This window comes from Paraburkholderia aspalathi (assembly GCF_900116445.1).
GTDB classification, from domain to species: Bacteria; Pseudomonadota; Gammaproteobacteria; order Burkholderiales; family Burkholderiaceae; genus Paraburkholderia; species Paraburkholderia aspalathi.
In genome coordinates this window covers 15,307-34,771 of the sequence record NZ_FPBH01000043.1, presented here as the reverse complement: position 1 = coordinate 34,771, position 19,465 = coordinate 15,307, and the positions used below count along the sequence as shown (strand labels likewise).

The 19,465-nt window shown below is 58.2% G+C and carries 12 protein-coding genes and 5 pseudogenes; 8 read left to right on the top strand and 9 right to left on the bottom strand.

Annotated features, from left to right (window positions below; genetic code table 11):
* Positions 1 to 262: 262 nt before the first annotated feature.
* Positions 263 to 364: pseudogene (locus tag BM438_RS39730) on the top strand (HU family DNA-binding protein); the annotation flags it as partial.
* A 135-nt stretch (positions 365 to 499) separates the two neighbouring features.
* Here the strand turns inward: BM438_RS39730 and BM438_RS39725 are convergent.
* From BM438_RS39725 to BM438_RS39700, 6 genes and pseudogenes are all read right to left on the bottom strand, one after another.
* Positions 500 to 2,404: a sialidase family protein gene (locus BM438_RS39725; RefSeq protein WP_093646037.1), complete on the bottom strand. Its 1,905-nt coding sequence runs from the start codon at positions 2,402 to 2,404 to the stop codon at positions 500 to 502.
* A 499-nt stretch (positions 2,405 to 2,903) separates the two neighbouring features.
* A pseudogene (locus tag BM438_RS39720) lies at positions 2,904 to 3,587 on the bottom strand (diguanylate cyclase domain-containing protein); the annotation flags it as partial.
* A gap of 41 nt (positions 3,588 to 3,628) precedes the next feature.
* A pseudogene (locus BM438_RS39715) lies at positions 3,629 to 3,814 on the bottom strand (integrase core domain-containing protein); the annotation flags it as partial.
* Between the two features lie 12 nt (positions 3,815 to 3,826).
* On the bottom strand, positions 3,827 to 4,876 hold the full coding sequence (locus tag BM438_RS39710) for an IS110 family RNA-guided transposase (RefSeq protein ID WP_093646033.1): 1,050 nt from the start codon (positions 4,874 to 4,876) through the stop codon (positions 3,827 to 3,829).
* Between the two features lie 78 nt (positions 4,877 to 4,954).
* The gene (locus BM438_RS39705) at positions 4,955 to 5,803 is read right to left on the bottom strand and encodes an IS3 family transposase (RefSeq protein WP_244179559.1); all 849 of its coding nucleotides are present in this window, start codon (positions 5,801 to 5,803) and stop codon (positions 4,955 to 4,957) included.
* Complete coding sequence (locus tag BM438_RS39700) at positions 5,803 to 6,987, bottom strand: IS110 family RNA-guided transposase (protein ID WP_244179558.1); 1,185 nt, start codon at positions 6,985 to 6,987, stop codon at positions 5,803 to 5,805. The genes BM438_RS39705 and BM438_RS39700 overlap by 1 nt, the downstream gene beginning before the upstream one ends.
* A 324-nt stretch (positions 6,988 to 7,311) precedes the next feature.
* Between BM438_RS39700 and BM438_RS39695 the strand changes: the two genes are divergently transcribed.
* From BM438_RS39695 to BM438_RS39660, 7 genes are all read left to right on the top strand, one after another.
* Complete coding sequence (locus BM438_RS39695; protein ID WP_244179557.1) at positions 7,312 to 8,127, top strand: hypothetical protein; 816 nt, start codon at positions 7,312 to 7,314, stop codon at positions 8,125 to 8,127.
* A complete protein-coding gene (locus BM438_RS39690; RefSeq protein WP_093646031.1) occupies positions 8,124 to 9,242 on the top strand; it encodes a ComEC/Rec2 family competence protein in 1,119 nt (372 codons plus the stop codon). The genes BM438_RS39695 and BM438_RS39690 overlap by 4 nt, the downstream gene beginning before the upstream one ends.
* A gap of 1,025 nt (positions 9,243 to 10,267) precedes the next feature.
* Entirely contained in the window at positions 10,268 to 10,750 is a 483-nt protein-coding gene (locus BM438_RS39680; protein WP_093646026.1) for a glycine-rich domain-containing protein, read from the top strand.
* Positions 10,751 to 10,759: 9 nt separating this feature from the next.
* Positions 10,760 to 11,449, top strand: a complete 690-nt coding sequence (locus BM438_RS39675; RefSeq protein ID WP_093646024.1) for a class I SAM-dependent methyltransferase — start codon at positions 10,760 to 10,762, stop codon at positions 11,447 to 11,449.
* A complete protein-coding gene (locus BM438_RS39670; RefSeq protein WP_093646022.1) occupies positions 11,446 to 12,309 on the top strand; it encodes a TauD/TfdA family dioxygenase in 864 nt (287 codons plus the stop codon). The genes BM438_RS39675 and BM438_RS39670 overlap by 4 nt, the downstream gene beginning before the upstream one ends.
* Positions 12,310 to 12,494: 185 nt before the next feature.
* On the top strand, positions 12,495 to 16,529 hold the full coding sequence (locus BM438_RS39665) for an excinuclease ABC subunit UvrA (protein WP_143131835.1): 4,035 nt from the start codon (positions 12,495 to 12,497) through the stop codon (positions 16,527 to 16,529).
* A gap of 1 nt (position 16,530) precedes the next feature.
* Positions 16,531 to 17,274, top strand: coding sequence for a class I SAM-dependent DNA methyltransferase (locus BM438_RS39660; RefSeq protein WP_093646018.1), 744 nt, complete (start codon positions 16,531 to 16,533; stop codon positions 17,272 to 17,274).
* Positions 17,275 to 17,307: 33 nt separating this feature from the next.
* Here the strand turns inward: BM438_RS39660 and BM438_RS39655 are convergent.
* From BM438_RS39655 to BM438_RS39645, 3 genes and pseudogenes are all read right to left on the bottom strand, one after another.
* Positions 17,308 to 17,472 (bottom strand): annotated as a pseudogene (locus BM438_RS39655) (zinc ribbon domain-containing protein); the annotation flags it as partial.
* A gap of 27 nt (positions 17,473 to 17,499) precedes the next feature.
* Positions 17,500 to 18,471, bottom strand: a complete 972-nt coding sequence (locus BM438_RS39650; protein ID WP_093646015.1) for a hypothetical protein — start codon at positions 18,469 to 18,471, stop codon at positions 17,500 to 17,502.
* 162 nt (positions 18,472 to 18,633) lie between these two features.
* Positions 18,634 to 18,801 (bottom strand): annotated as a pseudogene (locus BM438_RS39645) (electron transfer flavoprotein-ubiquinone oxidoreductase); the annotation flags it as partial.
* Positions 18,802 to 19,465: the final 664 nt, after the last annotated feature.

Here is a 19,465-nt window from a genome sequence, read left to right as displayed (position 1 = left end):
GTTCCGGTGCGGGGCGGCCATCACGCCCTCGAGCTACCTGCAAGGAAAGGCCGGGATTCGCGTGTGGCCGCCTGGCGCGGCGTTCATGCGGCGTATAGAGGCGTGGTGCGCGGGCGTTGCTTGCCACCCGGAGCGGTTCGCCGACCCGGAGTGCGAAAGGTACCTTTGGTCGCGGCGGTAACGTCGCCCCCCTCAGCAGGGACAACCGTTTATCCTGCGAAGACAATCTGCATATGCAGAATTGCGCACGTTGGAACAAACGGTTGGACGCAACCCTGCAACAGGTAAGGAAATTCAGATCGCGGCAGCAAAAACTATCAAATTCACTGCGGGCAAGGCGTTCAAGGAGATAGTAAACGCTTGACGTCCTCCCCGCCCTCAGCCTGCGGCTGCCGCGCAAAGCGCGGAAAGGACGTCGCTCAGTGCTCCGGGCCAAGAGCGGTTGCGCCGGCGCCGGGCGGTTGTGCCCCGGCTGCCGGATCGCTCTATATCGTTGGTGTCACTTGCTGACTTCCGCTGGAGTGCGTACCTCGTTCGACTTCGCCCAGTCGGGATCGTCGAAGGCGCCCAGGGTGTTGGTCAGCAGGACCCGATTGCCGGAACCATCCGACTGAAAGCCGATGTAGAGCATATTGTCAAACCGGACTACCGAAGGTGTGGCCCGCGTGCGCTGGCTTCCGTTCAGCGGGCCACTCCATTGCTGACCGTCCGTGGTCGAAGTGATGAGTAGCCGCTTTTCCTTGTCTGCGGACCTGAACACGCACAGCAGACGGCCGTTTGAGACCGCGAGCCCCGGGCCTGCGTAGGTGTTCCACATCGTATTCACAGGACCGCTCCAATCGTTTCCGTTTTCCGTCGAAACGAGCAGCACTCGGTTACTGTCATCGTTCGAGCGGAATGCACAGAAAAGCTTCCCCCTAAAGACAGCGAGTGCGGGGCCGGAGCTCGTGCGCACGCCTGTCCTCGGTGTAAGGGCCCAGTTTCTCCCGTCTTGGGACGACATGACGAAGAGTTCGTTGGAGCTGGACTGCGAGCGGAAAGCGCAATACAGCCGCCCATTGAATTCAGCTAGTGCTGGCGCATCCGACGTGCTATGTCCAGTCATCTCCGGGGGCGTCGTGAACTTGCCGTTTGGCGAGGAGATTACGAGGATGCGGTTGTGTTCGTCGTTCGAGCGGAACGCGCAATACAGTCGATTCTGGAATACTGCGAACGCCGGTCCGCTCTGGGTCGTTTGGCCAAAATAATCGGCGCTCGTCCACACTAGCGCGTCAGAGGACGACATCACCAGCAGCCGGTTTTCCGCATCGTTCGACTTGAACATGCAAAAGAGCCTGTTCTGAAACGCCGTAAAAGCCGGCCCGGCCGAGGTGCTTTGCCCGAGAACCTCGTATGTGTAGGGCCACCCGATCTGCCCGCGTGACCACGGACAGAGAAGCCGATCATTCTCCTTCATCAGGCAATCCTGCTTTCGGTGCGCGCTTTCGCACTCGTCGCAATTGAAGTTCGGCACATTGAAATAGCCACTGCCTGCGCAGGTGCATCTCGAGCCATCATATTCGTCGCTTGCTCCGAAGAGGTGCGCAGTTTCGTGCGCGAACACCGCAGCCATGCCTTGCCTCCAGTAGGAGTCCCAGTATTCCATAGTCAGGCTGCCGTGCGCCCGCCACGCGTAGGCGAAATGGCCCAGGGGATATTTGGTGATAAACGCGGTGTACCCCCAGCGCGCTCTCGCCGCGGCCAGAAGTTTGCGGTTGTATTCGTTCACACCGGGGAATCCTGGTCCGCAACCCAGGAGAGCAAGCGTCGGATCCCGCCAGATCTGCTCACAGATGTTGTAGTCGGACGTGCTGCACTTCGAGGTGGGCGGTGGCACGTCAAGGGTCAGGATAGAGACCGTGTATTCAAATGTGACCCGTGCGAGAGGCTCCATCGAGGCGAGCACCTCGACTCCCAGCATCACCTGCGAGATTGTGTGGGTGATCTCGTCGGGCGTAAACCCAAGTCCGTGGGCCCTGCCGGCAACGATTACGAGGCCGAGCGCAGTCTTGCCACGCAGATAGAGGCTCGTTTCCGGCGGCTCAATAGCCAGAGGTACTGTGAGGCCGGAGTTGATACCCGGGCGCATTGGCCGCTCGTAGCCCTTCTCGTTCAGTTCCGCCGGACCTGTATCACGTGACGTGGTCAGAGCCAGTTGCCACGCGTCGACGAGCAGACGCGTGATGTCATCGAGGGTCTGGGGAGCACGCGGGGACGCGTGCATCAGTGAGGATGGATCGAACTCATCGGGCAGATTGGCGATGAGTGCCGCAGGCGAAAGAATCTGCGAAACAAATCCGGTGACTCTCTCAATCTCAGGGAGGGCCTGGTCTACGTTTGAAACGAACAACAGCACGGACTTCATGGAGAACTCCTAATTCTGCTGGGACGTCAGAGCGGGGTTTCCGCTGGAATCGCGGCCGCGACGGAGTGCGCGTCCGCGGTGTGGTGGGGCACCGCGATCGTCAGGACGAAGCGGATGCCGGGCCAGCCTGTTTATCGGCTGCATCCGGTAAATGTTCAGGCGCAAACCAAAATATAATCCCGCATGTGGAAATCCGCCGAAACGAAGCAGGGCGGCTCCGTTTTGGACGAAACTCAATAGCCGGCCAAATAACACAACAAGTACAAGTGTTGACGACCGTCTTTCAATGTTTCGTCAGCCAAGTCCGGGTCTGCATCGACCACTGCACGTGACAGCATCAAAGTCCCGACCGATTGACTCACGGTGGAAATGGCCTGTCGCTGCCTATTAATACCGGCGCGCTCATGCTTACACTCCCGCAATAGTCATGCTGTCGCACACGTACAGCACCCGTCCGTTGACGAAAGCCTGCGCGTCGTCCTGAGTCGAGCACGGCGCGGGACGCACCGATGTGTCCGCGCACCAGCGTGGCGCTCTCATCCGCGTCGATCACTACAAACCCGAGTGGGTCCCCCTTCGCGCGCCGTTTCGCGACCGCCGCGACCGAGGCAATTTCCTCGCTGCTGTAGAGCGTCAGGCCGCTGTCGGATTCGACATGCACACAGCCGATCGCCATCGTGACGAAGGCGAAGAAGGTCGGATTGCCGCGCCGGTCTTCGCCATGAATACCGCCGGAAAGGCGGTCGTCGGGCGCGTAGAAGCGTTGTGCGCCTTCGTTGAACCCGTGAATTGCACGCATTACGCGCTCTTGCCAGTCGTCGCTCTGGAACAGAATCAGGAAGTCGTCGCCGCCCACGTGGCCAAGGAAGTCGCGGGTCGGGTCGCACACGTTTGCCAGCACAGCAGCCGCGAACTTGAGCACTTCGTCGCCTTGCCAGTAGCCGTACTGGTCGTTGAACGGCTTGAAATGATTCAGGTCGACGTAGCAGGCGTAGAAGCCGGCGTTGTTGTCGAGCAGCCGCGAGATGTGCGAACTAATCGGAATGTTGCCAGGCAGGAAGGTGAGTGGGTTGGCGTAACGCGCCGCTTCTATACGGACTTCGGTGACCGCGCGCACGAGCTTCTCGCCGGTGCCCGGACCCACATATTTGCCGTTGTCCGTAAACACAAAACCGTCAGCCAGTGTAGTGATCAAGTAATCCTGGACACCGACAAAGGGTATTTTTAAAAACTCAAAGCTTCGTACCGCACCGGCGGCATCCTGTCTGTTGTCGAATGGATCCGCCGGCAGTTGTAAAAGTCGTCGATGTAGGCCCCGATATCGCGTTCGGCATCGGCGTGGTCAATGTACCCCTTTGGATTGAGCCATTCACTTTTCAGGCTTCTAAAGAACCGCTCCACGACCGCGTTGACGCTCCTATGTCAAGTGGCAAGCGTCGAATCGGCCAGATCGGCGAGGATGAGCGGGTGCAGCTCCCTCACGATATAGCGCTTCAGGCAGCGGTGAATTTCCTTGTTGGACATACCTTCCTTCGTCCGGCGCTCGACGTAAGCCCGGGTCCGGGGATCGCTTCTCATGCGGACCATCGCGATGGTCCACAAGGCATTGTTTGCGGACCGGTCGCCACCCCTGTTCAATCGATGCCGGACCGTCTTGCCGGACGACGCCTGCAACGGACTTGTGCCGCAGAGTGCAGCCAGCGCAGCTTCGCTTTTCAGGCGTTCGGGATTGTCTCCCGCCACAGCAACCAATACCGCAGCGGTCTCAGGGCCGACGCCGAATCTTTCGCGAAGGCGTCTGGCATGCTGGCTGGTCAGGCTTTCGAGCATGCTATCGAGAGCTTTGAGCTCCTCTGCCAGCGTCAGCCAACGCTTCGCCAGCAACCGCAGCGTAGTCGTGAGCGTTTGCAACATTGGCGTTTTGCCCAACGAGCGAAGACGTGCGCAACCCTCAACGCATTCTGCAGTCTTCGCTTTCAGAAGACGCTCACGGATTTCCTGAGGAGCGCTCACGAGCAAAGCCCGTAACTGATTGATAGCCTGTGTCTTGGCCTTGACCGCGCTGCGCCTCGCAACAGAGACGGCGCGCATCGCTTCGGCGGCGCCAGACTGTTCCTTTGGAATAGCCGTAGCTCTGCCGGAAAGAACCGCGCGCGCTGCGTTCTCAGCATCAGTGGGATCGGACTTGCCTCTGGACCGGCGCATCGCGCGATCTGGGCGATTGACTTCAAGCACCTCGATCTCATGATAGCGCAGCAGGCGGGCCAATCCCGCTCCATAGGTGCCCGTCCCTTCAACCCCGGCGCGGCGTAAAGGGCCGAACGAATTCGCCCATGACAGCAGATCAAGATATCCCGCCGTGTCTGTCGATACCGATAGCGTTCCGAGAAGCCTGCCTGTGTCGCTAATCACAGCCCCAACATGCGTATCCAGGTGCGTGTCGACACCCAGAATCACTTCGTTTTGTTCCATGCGTATATCCGTTGTAGTGGGCGCATCGCCAACCCCACTCGCAGGACAGGACACTCACGGTGCAGAACAAAGCTCCTATCAGGTCACAGACGGTGAGCCCGGCAACGCTCGGGGAACGCCGGAATCCGATCGACAGGTCAACGCAAAGGCAGCTTGGCCAATCCCAGCACGGGTCAGATCGGTCCGACACTCAGAAGCGATCTTAGACTGAGTGTCCCAGCAGTTTCCCTTTCGGCTCATGCTCTGCACCATGCCGTTGGCCTTCAGATCATCCACGAAGTAGGCGCTGGTGTACTGACAGCCCTTGTCGGAATGGAACATCACACCGTGCGATGCACGCCGTCTGGCGCGGGCCTCCCGTAGGGCCCGGATCACCAGTTCCGTGTCGGCCTGCAGCGCAAACGCCCAGCCGATGATGCGGCGCGAATGCAGATCCATCACGATGGCCAGATACGACCAGCCCTGTCGCGTACTCACATACGTAATGTCACCGGCCCAGACCTGATTGGGTCTGCCCTGCTCGAAGTGGCGCTCCAGCAGATTCGGCGCAACCAGCGCCTCTCCACTGGCCTTGCTGTAACGATGCGTACGCGTTCGACGTACCTTCAACTGCGCTTCGCGCATCAGCGAGCGTGCGCGGTGACGGCCGACCTCATGGCCGCGCTGGCGCAACGCCTGCGACATCCTGCGGCTGCCGTAACTGCCGCGGGTTTCCCGATGAATCTCGCGCGCCGCCATCAACAACGCCGCGGGCGAACGACGCGCCACTGGCCGGCGACCGAGCGCGTAATAGCTGCTCCGTGCGACGCCTGCCACCTTGCACATCACGCTCACCGGCCAGGCCTTCTTCAGCGAATGGATCACTTCGGCAGGCGATCCATTTTCTTGACGAAGAAGGCCGTAGACTTCCTGAGAAACTCGAGCCATCAGGCTGGTTTGGCCTGCAACACGTAGTCCAGTGATTCGGCGCGTCGGGTCAGGTTGTTCAGAACCCGCTGCCGGTAGCGCTCTTCGTAATACGCGGCGCCGGGATCCACATATTCGATGCCGTAGCGCAGTGTGTTGTAGAAGAGCACCGCGATCTTGCGGGCGGTGGCGGTGACGGCCTTGGCGTTGCCGATCCGCGCAGACAGTCGTCGGTAAAAACCGCCCAGCGCGGTATCCGTCTTGCCGATTGCGACTGCGGCAAGACGCAGCGCAGCAGCAGCCTTGCTGGAGGAGCGGCGCGTCTTTGACGACAGGATCTTGCCGCCGGAGATCTTATTGCCCGGAGCGAGGCACAGCCACGACGTGAAGTGCTTTGCCGTCGGCCAGCGCGACATGTCATTACCGCATTCGGCCACAAGCTTGAGCGCCACGTAGGGTCCGAGGCCGTGAATCTGTGTCAGGTCGACGCCGAGCATGGCGTACAGTGCACGGCGAACATCAAAGGAGAAGCCGTTGGGCTGCCTGGTCCGGTACCGCGCCGTGGGCAAGGGCGCGGCGGGCGGTTCGATGCCGGTCTGCAGTTGCCCGAGTGTGAATTCGATACGCTCATCGCATTGCGCGACCTGCGTCTGGTAAAAGTCATACAGCGAAACGGCCTGGGTCAGCTCGAACACGTGCTCGGCCTGATAGTTGCCGATCAGCGCGTCGCGGATGGTCTCAACCGATGCCTTGCAACGCACGTCGCGATGTCGGACGAGTGCCTCGGCATTACGCTCGCCGGCCACAATGGCGCGGATGATCTTCATGCCGGTGGCCCCCGTGACGTCCTTTACGACGTGATGCAATTGCAGGTTCATCTGCATCAGCGCCTTCTGCATGTGCTGGATATGTGCCGCGGCATATTCGAGCAGGCGTTCCCGTTGCCGCAGATAGGAGCGCAGGGTGGCCACGTCGCGCCGCGGCCGGAAACTCGCGCGCAGCAATCCGTATGCGTGAAGCTTCTGCAGCCACTGCGCATCGCTCACATCCGTCTTGCGACCCGGCACGTTCTTCGCGTCGCGCGCATTGACCAGTACCACCTCGAAGCCATGCGCCTCAAGGATCTCGAACGCGGGGTCGGGTACCCGATTAGTCGGGTGACACGGTTGGCCTTGCCGCGATTCGCGACGTACATCACGGGCCATCTTGCTTGGCGGTCGCGTGTTGACCGGTTCGGTAATCGGCGACGCGTTTTGGGCGGAGCGACCGTTGTCATTTGACGCACGAGATGTGGGCACGCGTGCGTCTCGCTTCGTCCTTGTCCTCCGGCCTCTGCCCCGAAAAGTTGCCAAAATATAAACTTAAAATTGCAGTATCTGTTTTATGTTGGTGTTTTATGCCGTCTATTTGGGGTATTTTTAACGATAAAATCGAAAAATGGAATATTTTCTCCTTTGGTTAACATCGGAAATAATTGCTTTATACTGACGAGAAAACACGACGCCTGCCTGTGGCAGCAACCCCGCACGATGAATCTGAACGACATCCTCGATAACGTGAGGGATCCTTACGACCGGAAGGCGCGTACGTTTCCCGGCCTGCTGACGGTCTTGCCGTTGCTGGTACCTCTGCTCTGGATTTTTGGACCGAAGAGTCCTGTTCTTACGTCACTGCTTGGCTTGGTTGCGGGCTGTGGGGCTATCTATGCGCTTGGCAGCGTTGCCCGTGGTCGCGGCAAGCGACTGGAGGACAAACTGGTCAAAGATTGGGGCGGCATGCCAACAACTCTAATCCTGCGGCATCGTGACACTTTTCTGGATGGCGTCAGCAAGAAGCGCTACCACGACGAAATCAAGGCGAAGCTGAAGATCGTCGTTCCGACTGCAGGCGAGGAGGCGGAAAACCCGGGCGCGGCCGACGATACGTATATCGGAGCGACCAGGCATCTACGCGAGTTGACGCGCGGAAAGGCAAACGCGCTGCTGTTGAAGGAAAACATAGCGTACGGATTCCATCGCAACATGCTTGCGATGCGTCCAGTGGGGATGTTGACATGCCTGCTTGGGATTGTCTTGGGTCTGTTATTAAGCAAGATTGCGCAGATTCGCCCGCTCAAATTCGATGCCGACAATCTGCTCTCGCCCGGGGCCGCAGGCGGTATGACGCTCGTTGTGGCAATAGCATTGCTGTTTTTCTGGTGGCATTTCAACGACGATCAGGTTCGGCGGATGGGGTATGTCTACGCTGAGCGGCTCTTCGAATCCATGAAGTCATTACCGACGAAAAGACAGAACAAGGCCGAGAAGCCATTACAGGGTGAAGCAAGTGAGGGGGCGAAAACATGAAGTGTGAAGTCGAATTCATGCCGGTTGGCGACGCCAGTCGGGCAGGAGATTCCATTATTGTTCGTTACGGGGAGGAGAACGACTACAAGCTGATGGTGATCGACGGCGGCACGACCGATAGCGGCGAAAAACTCGTCGAACATTTGCGCGCTCACTATGGCCATGATGTGGCTGTCGAACACGCGGTACTGACCCACGCAGACGCGGATCACGCTTCTGGGATGCGCGAACTGTTTAAGGAAATCCCGGTTACAAATCTGTGGATGCACATTCCCTGGATGTTGGCGCCTGAGGCAATACACCTGTTCGAGAACAAAAACTGGACAACCGACGGCCTCACCAACGCCATCAAGCCAGAGTATGACATTCTGAGCGAAATCCTCGATATGGCGTGGGAGGCCGGTACCAAGGTTTACTACCCGTTTCAGGGCACGACAATCGGGCCATTTACTGTACTGTCGCCGAGTCGCCTTCACTACCTGCATCTCTTGCCGCAGTTCGAGAAAACCCCCGTCCCTGATCAGGATGCGATTGAGGCTACGGGAATGTGGATCGGGAAAGCGTCAAAAAGTATGTTTGCGAAGGCCTTGGAATCGATTTCTGCTGCATTTCAGAAGTGGGTTGCAGAAACCTGGCATAACGAGCGACTGCGCGATGGCGCTCACACATCAGCCAGCAACGAAAGCAGTGTAGTGCTCTATGCAGACGTCGGAGAGAATCGGCGCATCCTGCTGACGGGGGACGCGGGTGTGAGAGCGCTATCGTGGGCAGTAGAGCACGCGATAGCGATGAGCCTACCGCTGCAGGACTTCAGCTTTGTTCAGATCCCGCATCACGGTAGTCGCAGCAATGTTGGGCCGGCCATACTGAATGCGCTTATTGGTCCTATCCAGCCAGAAGGGACGGAAAAGTTCGCAGCCTTTGTCTCGGCGCCCATGGACGACAGCACCCATCCACGAAAAATGGTTCTGAACGCCTTCATGCGACGCGGCGGACGTGTCCTCGCGACACAGGGATCCAACAAAGTGCATTGGGGCGGGTTTGCTCCTCGACCAGGATACGGCTCGGCCGAAGCCACGCAGTTTAGTTCGATGGTGGAAGAGTACGACGATTGAGACCGCGCCGTACAGGCGCGTAGTTCGTCTGAGCTCAACAGAGCAGGGGGCGTGTCCCGCAAGATATCTTGGGAGGCGTTCCGCCTTTCCGGGTAAGACTCGGACCAGCGACTGAATCTCGCAAGTTGCGCCGAAATGACGCTCTTAAGTTTTGTGCGTGGCCACGCGCATCAATGGCGTACTGACTGCCGATCTTTTAACATTAAAGCCAAATGAACAAAGTGGATCGAGCACATCGGTTGCCCGCACCGAGCCGGCTTGACAGGTGTGCCTTTGCGGCACGCAACGCGGAGCCTTGAATATGGGCAGTTAGCGAAGCTAATACGATCATTGTGGAAAGGAAGGCTGCGCCTGATTCGGGTGGTTGACGCATAGAAAAGAGTATGAAGGGGAGCGCATGGGGCGGAAACGGGGCACTTGGTTTGGCGCGGCCGCAGTCGCTTGCGGCATGTTGGGTGCTCTCGCAGTCGCTTGGCCGGCGCTGGGCATATCGATACTTTTCGTCGTGAGCGGTTTAGTCGGCTACTGGTGGATTTCGAGGGGAACCGGGCAGAGGGGCGTTGCGCGGTCACGCGGTCGGGTTGCGTTCAATTCGCACAAGACTCGTGATGAGGCGGGGTCGTCCGTTAAGAGCTTTTCGGACGCCTACGATGAAGATCCATTTTGACCAGTTGACCTTTTCGGGGCTCGGGTTGCCAGCTTGACCATGCGAAGAAAGCTCATGCGCAGGTTTGGATCGCGGAGTCGGCCGTAGCGCAGCCGGAGGTCGGCGGCTATGCGGTTCGGAGGGGGGATGATTGCACGATTGTTCTTCGGTGTTTAATTTTGGGCGGTGGATTGAGAATCTGTATCGGTCGGCCGAATTTTTCATTGCTTGAATTGTTCAATTTGCATGAATTTGAAGGCTGATCGAATGGAGGTTGGCCGCTAAAAATAAAATTTAAAGTGATGTCGCAATTGATACAAAAACGTATCCGTCAAGTACAATTTCCGCGAAGGAAAACCACCAACGAGCTGAGACCAACATGCAGGCACAATCGGGGCAACTCACAACTTATGATGAGGCGCAGCAGTTCGTGCGTCGCGACCAAGCGCTCGAACACGCGGTCGAAAAAGTATCACGTATAGATTTCACCATGCAGTGTCGAAAGCTGATTGAAGAGTCAGGCTGGACAGCTGAAACCTGTGAGGAAGTCGAGGACATTTACCGCAAATTTCTGGCACTAAATATCCGCTATCCTGAGCAGAAGCTCTGCCCGAATGGACCCGTCGACGAGTTCTGGCACGCTCACATTCTCGATACCCGCAAGTACGCCGCTGACTGCGGAGATCTGTTCGGTGAAATGCTGCATCATTACCCGTACTTCGGAATGCGTGGGCCCGACGATCGCGCAGACCTCGATAAGGCGTTCGCTGACACCGTCGACCTGTTTATCCGGCACTTCGGCTTAGACCCAACGGCAGGGGACGCACACGCGCGGGCTTGCCGCCCGCAACGCTGCCCTTGAGGCGGCCCAATGGTCGCCGAGTCTTCGTTTTTTTCCGATTCGGGTGATGATGACCTCCTGGAGTCTCGTAACGAGATTTTCTGGGAGGCGCTGCTCGATAACATTAGACGGGATGGCTTCCCTAAAGTGCCCAACCGTGTCCTCGATATCGGATGTCATCGCGGCGGTTTGCTCGCACGCATCGCAAAGATTTGGGGCGCGTGCGAGCTTTACGGAATCGAGCCGATCCAGGCTGCTCGGGCGCGAGCGCAACTACGACTTTCGTCCACAGCACCCGTAGTAAGACTTCTGTCGCCGGATCAGTGGGATCTGATTCCAAACTACTCAATTGATCTGGTCGTTTGCCATGAAGTTATGTTCCTGCTGCCGGATCTTGGTGAGCTGGCGAAGAACGTTGCGCGGGTTTTGGCGCGCAACGGCCGCGCATATATCGCTTGGGGATGCCACTCGGAGAATCCTGTTTGGCCGAAATGGCGTGAAGCACTGGAACTTCAGGGCGTAACCACCTATACGCACGAACCTATCGGGTTGATGGGAGCTGCGGCTCTTCATGGGCTTCTTCCAAGCGTACGTCCGTTGCGCGAAAGCGGGTGGGCGACCTTTGACCCGACTAGCGGTCCGTTCACCTTTCCGACCATCGGGGCCTTACTGGACCATCAATTCCGCCACAAGCTGCTCTTTAGGCTGGTCCGAACATGAGCGGTATACCTGAAGTCTTTCTGCAAAAGTCTGAAGTTGCTGAGTTGAGTCGGTTGCAATCAAGTTTTGAATCGCTTGAGGCCATTGAAATGGCTCTCGAGGCGTCTGTCGCGTCGAATAGCGTGGCCTTTGGCGGCCTCTCGGATTTACGAAAGCGCATCGCGCAAAAATGGCGTGAACACGACCATGTCGTCGTCAGGGAGTTGCCTCTTTGCGCTGAAGGCACGACGGGACTGCTCGTTGCAGCAGCCTGCTTCCGTGAGCTGAAGCGCTACCGCGGCGGGAAAATTGTTAAGCATTTTCGGATGTCGCCGTGGACTAAGGCACTTTCGCATACATTGGCCGGCGGCTTCTTTCATACCGACCTCAATACATCGGATATGCCCCCCGCGGCGACCGCAATGCAGTGTCTCGAACGAGACCCCGGCGCTCCTGGGTACGGACAGCTTCGCGTGGCACGTATTCGCGAGTTACTTCTGCATCTGGATATGTCTCATCCAGACGGGCGCAGGTTTCTGACTCACCAACGCGTGACCATGATGAACGAGATGTCGCCGCTCGGATGGGAAGGGGCCATGGTTCAAGGGGGGCTGATACGTTTCCACCCCGAAAGCCTGTTGGCAGCGCAGAAGCATCTAGGCCGTAATCCGCCTGAACTCGAGCTACATCTGAAAAAGATTCACGAGGCCGCACTAGACGTTTCGGTGCCAATCGACCTTGAGCCGGGCGAGATGTTGCTTGTGAGTAATCGTAGGGCGCTCCATCAGAGAGGCGAGTGTACTGTGCGCTTTCGTGTGTTTCCGGGCGACTACGATGCGAGACGTGTAAGTGTTTTTCATGCACATGACGAGCCGGCATGACAGCGAAGCGAACAATCGAAATCATCGGAGCCGACGCGAACAATCTTCAATGTGTCGACGTTCGTATACCTAGAAATGAACTGACCGCTATTGTTGGCATTTCGGGATCCGGAAAAAGCTCGCTCGTTGAAAAGACTATAGCGGCCGTAGCGTCCGAACGCTTGCAGAGGTTTGTCGGAATATCGATGGACAGACCTGTCAATCAGGTAGGGGCTTTCATCGGCGAATTGCCGCCGGCGGTGGTTGTTGGGCAGCGAGCATTTCAAGCATCGACGCGAAGTACGGTCGCGACCTCTACAGCGCTTCTGCGTACTCTTCGCCGTCTTTTTGTCAGGTTCGGCGCGCCCTTCGCGGAGGACATCAATCAGCCCGTGCCCTCTTTGACCCCGCAGGCGCTTGCAAGTTGGTTGGTCCGACACGCGGCAGGGAGGGCCATTGTGTGGGCGGTCCCCGTGTTTCAGCAGCCAACTGACGGCGTGAAAGCCGTGAGTAGTCTGATTGCCGCTGGCATCAAGGAAGCCACGATCTTCAGCGAAACAGATCGAGGGAAGAAACTCGAAACGGGCACTTCGATTTCGTTGACGAAGTTCAAGCCGCTTCGGACTGACGTGAAGCACACAATAGAAGCGCAGGTTGGTGCGCTAACGCTGCGGAAAAGCGCTTTCGACAAATTGCACGGGCTGCTGATGCAGGCATGGGCAGCGGGCAACGGCGCCGTCTTCGTTGAGCTGCCTGATTTTGACCATCCCGCATTGAGTCAGGCTTTCACATCGGGGCTCAGCACCCGGCTTCATCGGATACACCCCGATTCACCTCGCGTTTATCGGGCAGCAACGGTCCACCTTTTGTCCTTCAACTCACCGCAACACGAGGAAAGTGGCGCGTGTCCCGCCTGCAATGGGTTGGGTATTGCATCGAACGTCGACGAGGCGGTATTGATTGCGGACGCAGATAAGTCAATGCACGAGGGAGCACTGGCGCTTTGGTCCAGTAAAAATTATAAGTACGTCAACATTCAGCATTCGACCATTGAAGGGCTCCGAGGTCGGAGCGGTTTCGATCCCGATATTCCGTGGCGCAAACTGTCACACGGGGCTCGACAACTTATCCTGGACGGCTGCGCCGAGCCAGTTTCGGATGTCGATCCGAAGACGCGCAAGAAAATGAGCAGCCCGCATCCCTTCCCGGGATTTCGGTCGGCAATTCTTGAGCGCGCAGGACGTCCTAGTGCCAGCGGCGAGGCCCTTGGTCGATTTGTTACGGTTGGTCGCTGTCCGGCCTGCGACGGGACTCGATGGAGCGAAGAGGCGCGTGCGCTAAGGGTGGCCGGACTGTCGATTAGCGAGGTTCTGGAGACGCCGTTCTCCCTGCTCGCAGAAAAAGCCGCGCACTGGCGAGAATCAGTTGACGCGAGCATCGAGCCCGGCGCAGTGGCGCGGGAGGCGCGCACGCTGATAGACGGCGTTATTCACTTGGCCGAATCATTCGTAAAGGTCGGGCTCGGGCATCTGACCGGAAGCCGCAGCCTGCTTCAGGTGAGCGACGGGGAGTCGAGAAGGATTCGCCTCGCTGCGGCTTTAAACAGTCGGCTGGCTGGACTTCTGCTCGTTCTCGACGAGCCAGGCAGGGGGTTGCACGAGGCGGACCTTGCTCACTTGGCGCATGCTGTCGTTTGGGCGACGCAGTTCCATACTGTGGTTATGAGTGAGCATCGTGAGCGGCTGGTTCGTGAAGCTGCACTGGTTGTTCAGTTGGGACCTGGCGCGGGTTTGTCGGGGGGGCGGGTCATAAAGGCGCAAGTAGGGCACGCGAACGGACGGGGAGCCGCAGAAAGTGTGACCCGAAAATTACCGCCGCGTTCGCGGTGGCTTGAGGTCCTTCGCGCCAACATCAATACCGTGAAGGAACAGAGCGTCCGGTTGCCGCTTGGTGTGCTGTCCTGCATAGCTGGTGTATCGGGTTCAGGGAAGTCCAGCTTCGTCCGCGGCGCCCTCGTGCCTGCATTGCGAGGCCAGCTCCCGGCCTCGCGCTCGGACGTGGATGATTTCCGGACCTTGAAAGGTACCTGGGCGGGGCTGAACGGGGCCGACGAGGTAACGGGTCTTTTTGCCCTTGACCAGGCCGCTCCCGCCGGCCACGTCCGGAGCATCGTCGCGACCTATCTTGGTATTGCAGAGAATATGCGACGGGACTTCACCGCAACGGATGACGCTCGACGACTTGGCCTGGTTGCCGCCGACTTCAGTACCAATGCCGGTCGAGGACGTTGCCAACGTTGTCTAGGCTTGGGCGTCGAGAAGGATGGCGGGACGTGCTCGGTGTGCGGAGGCTTGCGTTTCGGAAGTCAGGTGCTGTCGGTTTTTGTCGCGGGTATGAATATGGCCGAATGGCTGATGACGCCGCTTTCGGAGCTAGGTCACACGGCAGTTCCATGGATGGACAGTTCCCTTCTGCACACACTTTCGGAACTTGGGGTAGGCCATCTGGCGTTAGGCCGGAGCTTTGATACGCTAAGCGGAGGCGAAATTCAGCGCCTGCGGATAGCCCGCGCCGTTTCCGTCGAAGACACGCAAGGCGCCGTGTTTGTCATTGACGAGCCGGCCTGCGGTTTGCATCCGACCGACGTAGAACATCTTTACCGCGCTCTGCGTCACGTTGTTGATGATGGAAAAAATACGGTTATCGTGGTCGAGCATGATCCGTTCCTTTTAGCCAATTGCGACTACATAGTTGAATTCGGGCCGCAGGGAGGCCCAAACGGCGGCTATGTCGTAGCGTCGGGCACGCCGGCGGAGTTGCGAGAAGGCGAAACGGCAACAGGTCTGGCGCTGCGAGACATCAGAAGGTTGCACACACGCAGTAATGCTCCGGCATTGACACGGGGCGAGTCGCCACAAGATCTGGCTGAGGCCCAAGCTGCGCGCGCTGAGATTCGGCAGATCCTTGGACACGATGTTTCCGTGCCTGACGAAGGAAAGTTTGCTCAGGCCGCCGCAATCTTCCGTTTCCCGCAAAAAGCGCAACGACCACTCGATCTCGCTGATCTCGACCAGGCGGTGGCTTCAGTCGCCTTGGACACGTTGCCACCAGTGGGCGCGACCATTGAGGAATTGCTGCGGCTTTGGGAGAGAAACGGCAAGGCGCAGCTCTACGTCAACCCGCTATTAGACGCCGTGTCTGTATGGGGCACGAGTGTGCCTATGTCGGTGGTCGATTCTGCGAGAGACAGTGCTGTCTCAATGGGACTCGATGATTTTCGGGGTTGGGGAAGCGATCCGCTCCGTGTCCGTGTTACCGGCCGTCGCTTGAATCCACAAAGTGCACGAGGCACGTCGAAGCACGAAATACTCCGGGATGCATGGGCGCTCGGCAACGGATACGTCGAATTGCTCGGTCCATCGGGCGACCGGATCGCGGTCGCTAGCGATCGTCTCGCCGACTTTGACCGCAGGATCGTCGGCCCACGGCGCGTCAAGCCAGCCCACTTCAGTCGTACTAGTCCAGAGGGATGCTGTCAAACCTGCAAGGGAAGCGGATTTGTGTCCGATCCGGGGGAGCGCGTGATTGTCGGGAACCCCAAGGCCAAGGTGCTTGATGAAAACTTCTTGACTGGAGAAATAGGGGGGAAACTGAAGGGTTTCCGGCGCACGGTCATGATTCCGTTTTTTCGGCGAATGATCGATGAAGGGATTTGGGATGACGCACCTTGGCGGGACTTATCAAAGGAACAGAAGACCGTCGTGCTTTGGGGGCATTGGGTGCGGCCGGGTTTGGGAACATTTTTAAAGCTGGGCAAAGGCATTGATGGAACCGAGGTCAATCATTGGCTGTCGTGGGACGGACTTGTCGCCGCAACGCTAGATGTCGCCGCCCGGACGAAGCCAGTGAGGGCAGGGGCGGCGGCGCCAGTCGACCTCACCGTTTGTCCCGTATGTGATGGCTCCGGGCTGTCTAACCGCGCAAAGCTGCTGAAGATAGGCCGCGACTCTCTCTATGGGTGGACTGCAAGCGGCACCGTCAAGGATTTTATAAATGCACTAGCTACGCTTCAGCCGTCGCGGGTAAGGTCGGCGCGAGAACTGGCGCGCTTACTAGATTGCTTGGAGCCGCTCCGATCGTCGAAGGGCCGCCTAGCGGACCCCGTAGATGAACAGCGGCGACGGGCGGTTCTCGAGCGCGCTGCACGCGCGTTCACTGGCTTGACGTCTTTTTTCGAGTGACATGCATAATCTTTTTCATGCGTTTGCGGAGCGGTACGACCTGCACACGCCACCGGACCACTACTTTCGAGACCAGCAACTGGTCCTGGATCTGCTGCGCGAGCATGGCGACGGCGCCCGTCTGCTTGACGTCGGTTGCGGCACAGGGGTATTGATTGAGAAGGCGTTGAAGTGTGGGCTTTCCGCAGTAGGATTTGATGCCTCGGAGGAAATGGTTCAAGTTGCACGACGCAAGGTTGGTGTAGATGCCGCTTGGGTCGGTCGGATGCAGGATCTGCAGGCGGCTGAGCGCTACGATCTTGTAGCGTCGCTGTCTTGGTGCATTCATTACTGCGCTGACGAGACAGAGATGGCCGATGTCCTCCGCAGGATAAAAAAAGCCCTCGTACCCGGCGGAAGAATTGTCCTGCAGGTGGCTCACTCGCCCAATCTGAATTCGGAGTGGATGCAGGATTGGGAGTGCGGGCCAACAGGCATAGAAGACGACGTCTCACTCCGGTTTCGCTTTCGTCGGGACGCGACTATAGACAGCTTGCTACATGCGGACTACGCCTATGCCTGTTCGTCAAATGGCGAAGCATTTGCCGAGACTCACGACCTGCGAGTGACAGATGTAACCGTGCTTCGTCAGCTTCTCATCGACGAGTCGTTCGACCGCGTGGAGATCTGGGACTCCTGGAGGCGCGATGCATTTTCTCGTGGCGGCAACGTCTTTGTTACTGGCGTGCGCCGGCAGGACACTTAGGTTAGACGAGGGTTTTTGACGTCCCCCCGGCCCTCAGCCTGAGGCTGCGGCGCCAGGCGCGGGATGGACGGGGATTCCTACTGCTAGACGGCGACGTCCCGCCGCGAGAATGTTTTCTGCCGCGTTAATGTCGCGGTGATGATACGCGCCACACTCCAGGCAGGCCCATTCTCTTATTCGCAAACCCTCCGGGCCCTTTACAGCAGCTGCAGGTTAGCCGTGTCCTTACGGCAACAGCTCAACCTGGCTTGGTCGCGCGGAGCCGTCAAGCGAATAGGTAACCTTGGCCGCACACCGATCGCGTCTGTATGTGAAACGCCTGTGTTCGTCGGGTCCTTGGTCACGCACAAAGCTGGACTTTTGCATGCTGACAAAGACGTACCAAAGATTCGGAACCTTGTACGTCAAGTCGGCACGCTGCGAATACCAGGTGCCTAGCTCGCAGTCTGAAGCAGATGGGCAGGGAGGCGTCTCATCCACATTAATGCGCTGGGAAACGTCGATTTCATCCTGATCAATCTTGCCATCGATCAGTTGCATATTGTTATCCCAGTCACGCTTCATTGTCAGGTAACGTCGGCCATAACATAGGTCGTGAACGGTATTGAACTGTTTGCTCCAATTTGAGGACATCAGATTGGCTATCTCAGCCGCTTGAGTATCGAGCGTCAGCGTTGCAGATGTAGCTCGGTTGCCGACAAAACGTTCTTCGACGTTCCAGTTGGCACTACCAAAGGCGTCCTGCATGTACTCAAGCGTCATGCCGCCTTCGGAAACCCTCCATGCGTACTTGACGCCATCCAGCAGTTTCATTGCTTCGACCTCGGATCGGCCCAGCGGGACCGCCAGCTCCGAAGTTGCCGCCAGAATGGGGGCGGGCTGTACAAGAGGCGCAGTGACCTGTGGTTGCGGCTGCTCGAGGGAGATGGGCTGCGCGACCACTTGTGGCACGTTGGCGAAAGTGTCGGATGAGGCTGATTGCTCGTGACCTTGCTTTTCTGGTGCGGGGATTAACCCGGGAGGAATGGTCAAGTCCGGCGATTTCTGGTTCAGAATCCCCTTGAAGCTGAATTTCAGGACGCCCGCCGTGACCTCACCTCCAGCTACCGCTATTGCGATGACTACGATTACAGTTCCAATCGCACCAAGTACAACCGTCTGCCATGGATTTCGAGTCAGTTTAGCGAGTATTCTCATCCGCAGTCTGTTAAGTGTTTCAAGGGTACTGTGCGGCAGTAACTTCGATGCCGACAAGTGTCCTCTGTATATCGGCGGATGGGCTGAAATCTTTAGGGCGCTGGATGACAATCTTGCGATGTCGGCAAATAGGCGTGTACCGGTGGTTTAACTGAACCCCTTAGGAGAGCCCGGGGAAATCTCAACGCCGAGCGCCTCGACCTGCTGACCTAGCCAGCGCGTGACGTTCGCGAGGCTGATCACGTAGTTGCCGTGGTTCTTGAAGTTGTCCGGCAGCGCCCAGGTCGGCACGCTCTTCGAACCGGTTTCAGTCAGGAACGGGAATTTATCCACGGCTTGCCTGAAGACCTCGGCCTTCAGGCAAGCCGCGGATAATTCTTATTGGGCGACGCACCAGTTGCCAATTGACCGGTAGCCTGAGTCGCATGCCCATCCGTTCCAGGTATCCGCAAGATGCGCATTTGGCGGCACATTTATGGCGACGCACGCGTTGCCCAGACGTCGAAATCCAGTGTTGCATTCCCAGTTGCTGCCAGTCCCCGTCAGATGCGCATTCGGCGGCGTCTGCATCGACATGCACACCGCGCCAAACCGCAAATAGCCGTCGTCACATTGCCATCGACCATCTGATGAGACACGATGGGCGTTTGGGGGCATCGCCGTCGGTATGCAGCCGTAAGGGCCGGGAGCCATCCCTGCAGGGCAGTCTGTCGGCACTCTTTGATTGGCCTCACTCGTGCAGCCAACGCGGTCAACACCAGGCGGGCAGATTGGTTGCCCCTGCGCTGAGGGAGACGGTTGAGCAATTTGCCAGGCCGTTTGTGATTGTCCGGGAATCGACGTTTGAGGCGCTGTCGGTGGTAGCGCTGCGGGAGCAGGCGAGACTGGTCCAACGGGCTTCCCGCGGAAAGCGTTGAGAAACTGCTCAACCTGGATGGGCGTCTCTTGCGCCAGGGCGGTGCTTAAAGCCAGGAAACCAGTGAAACACCATACA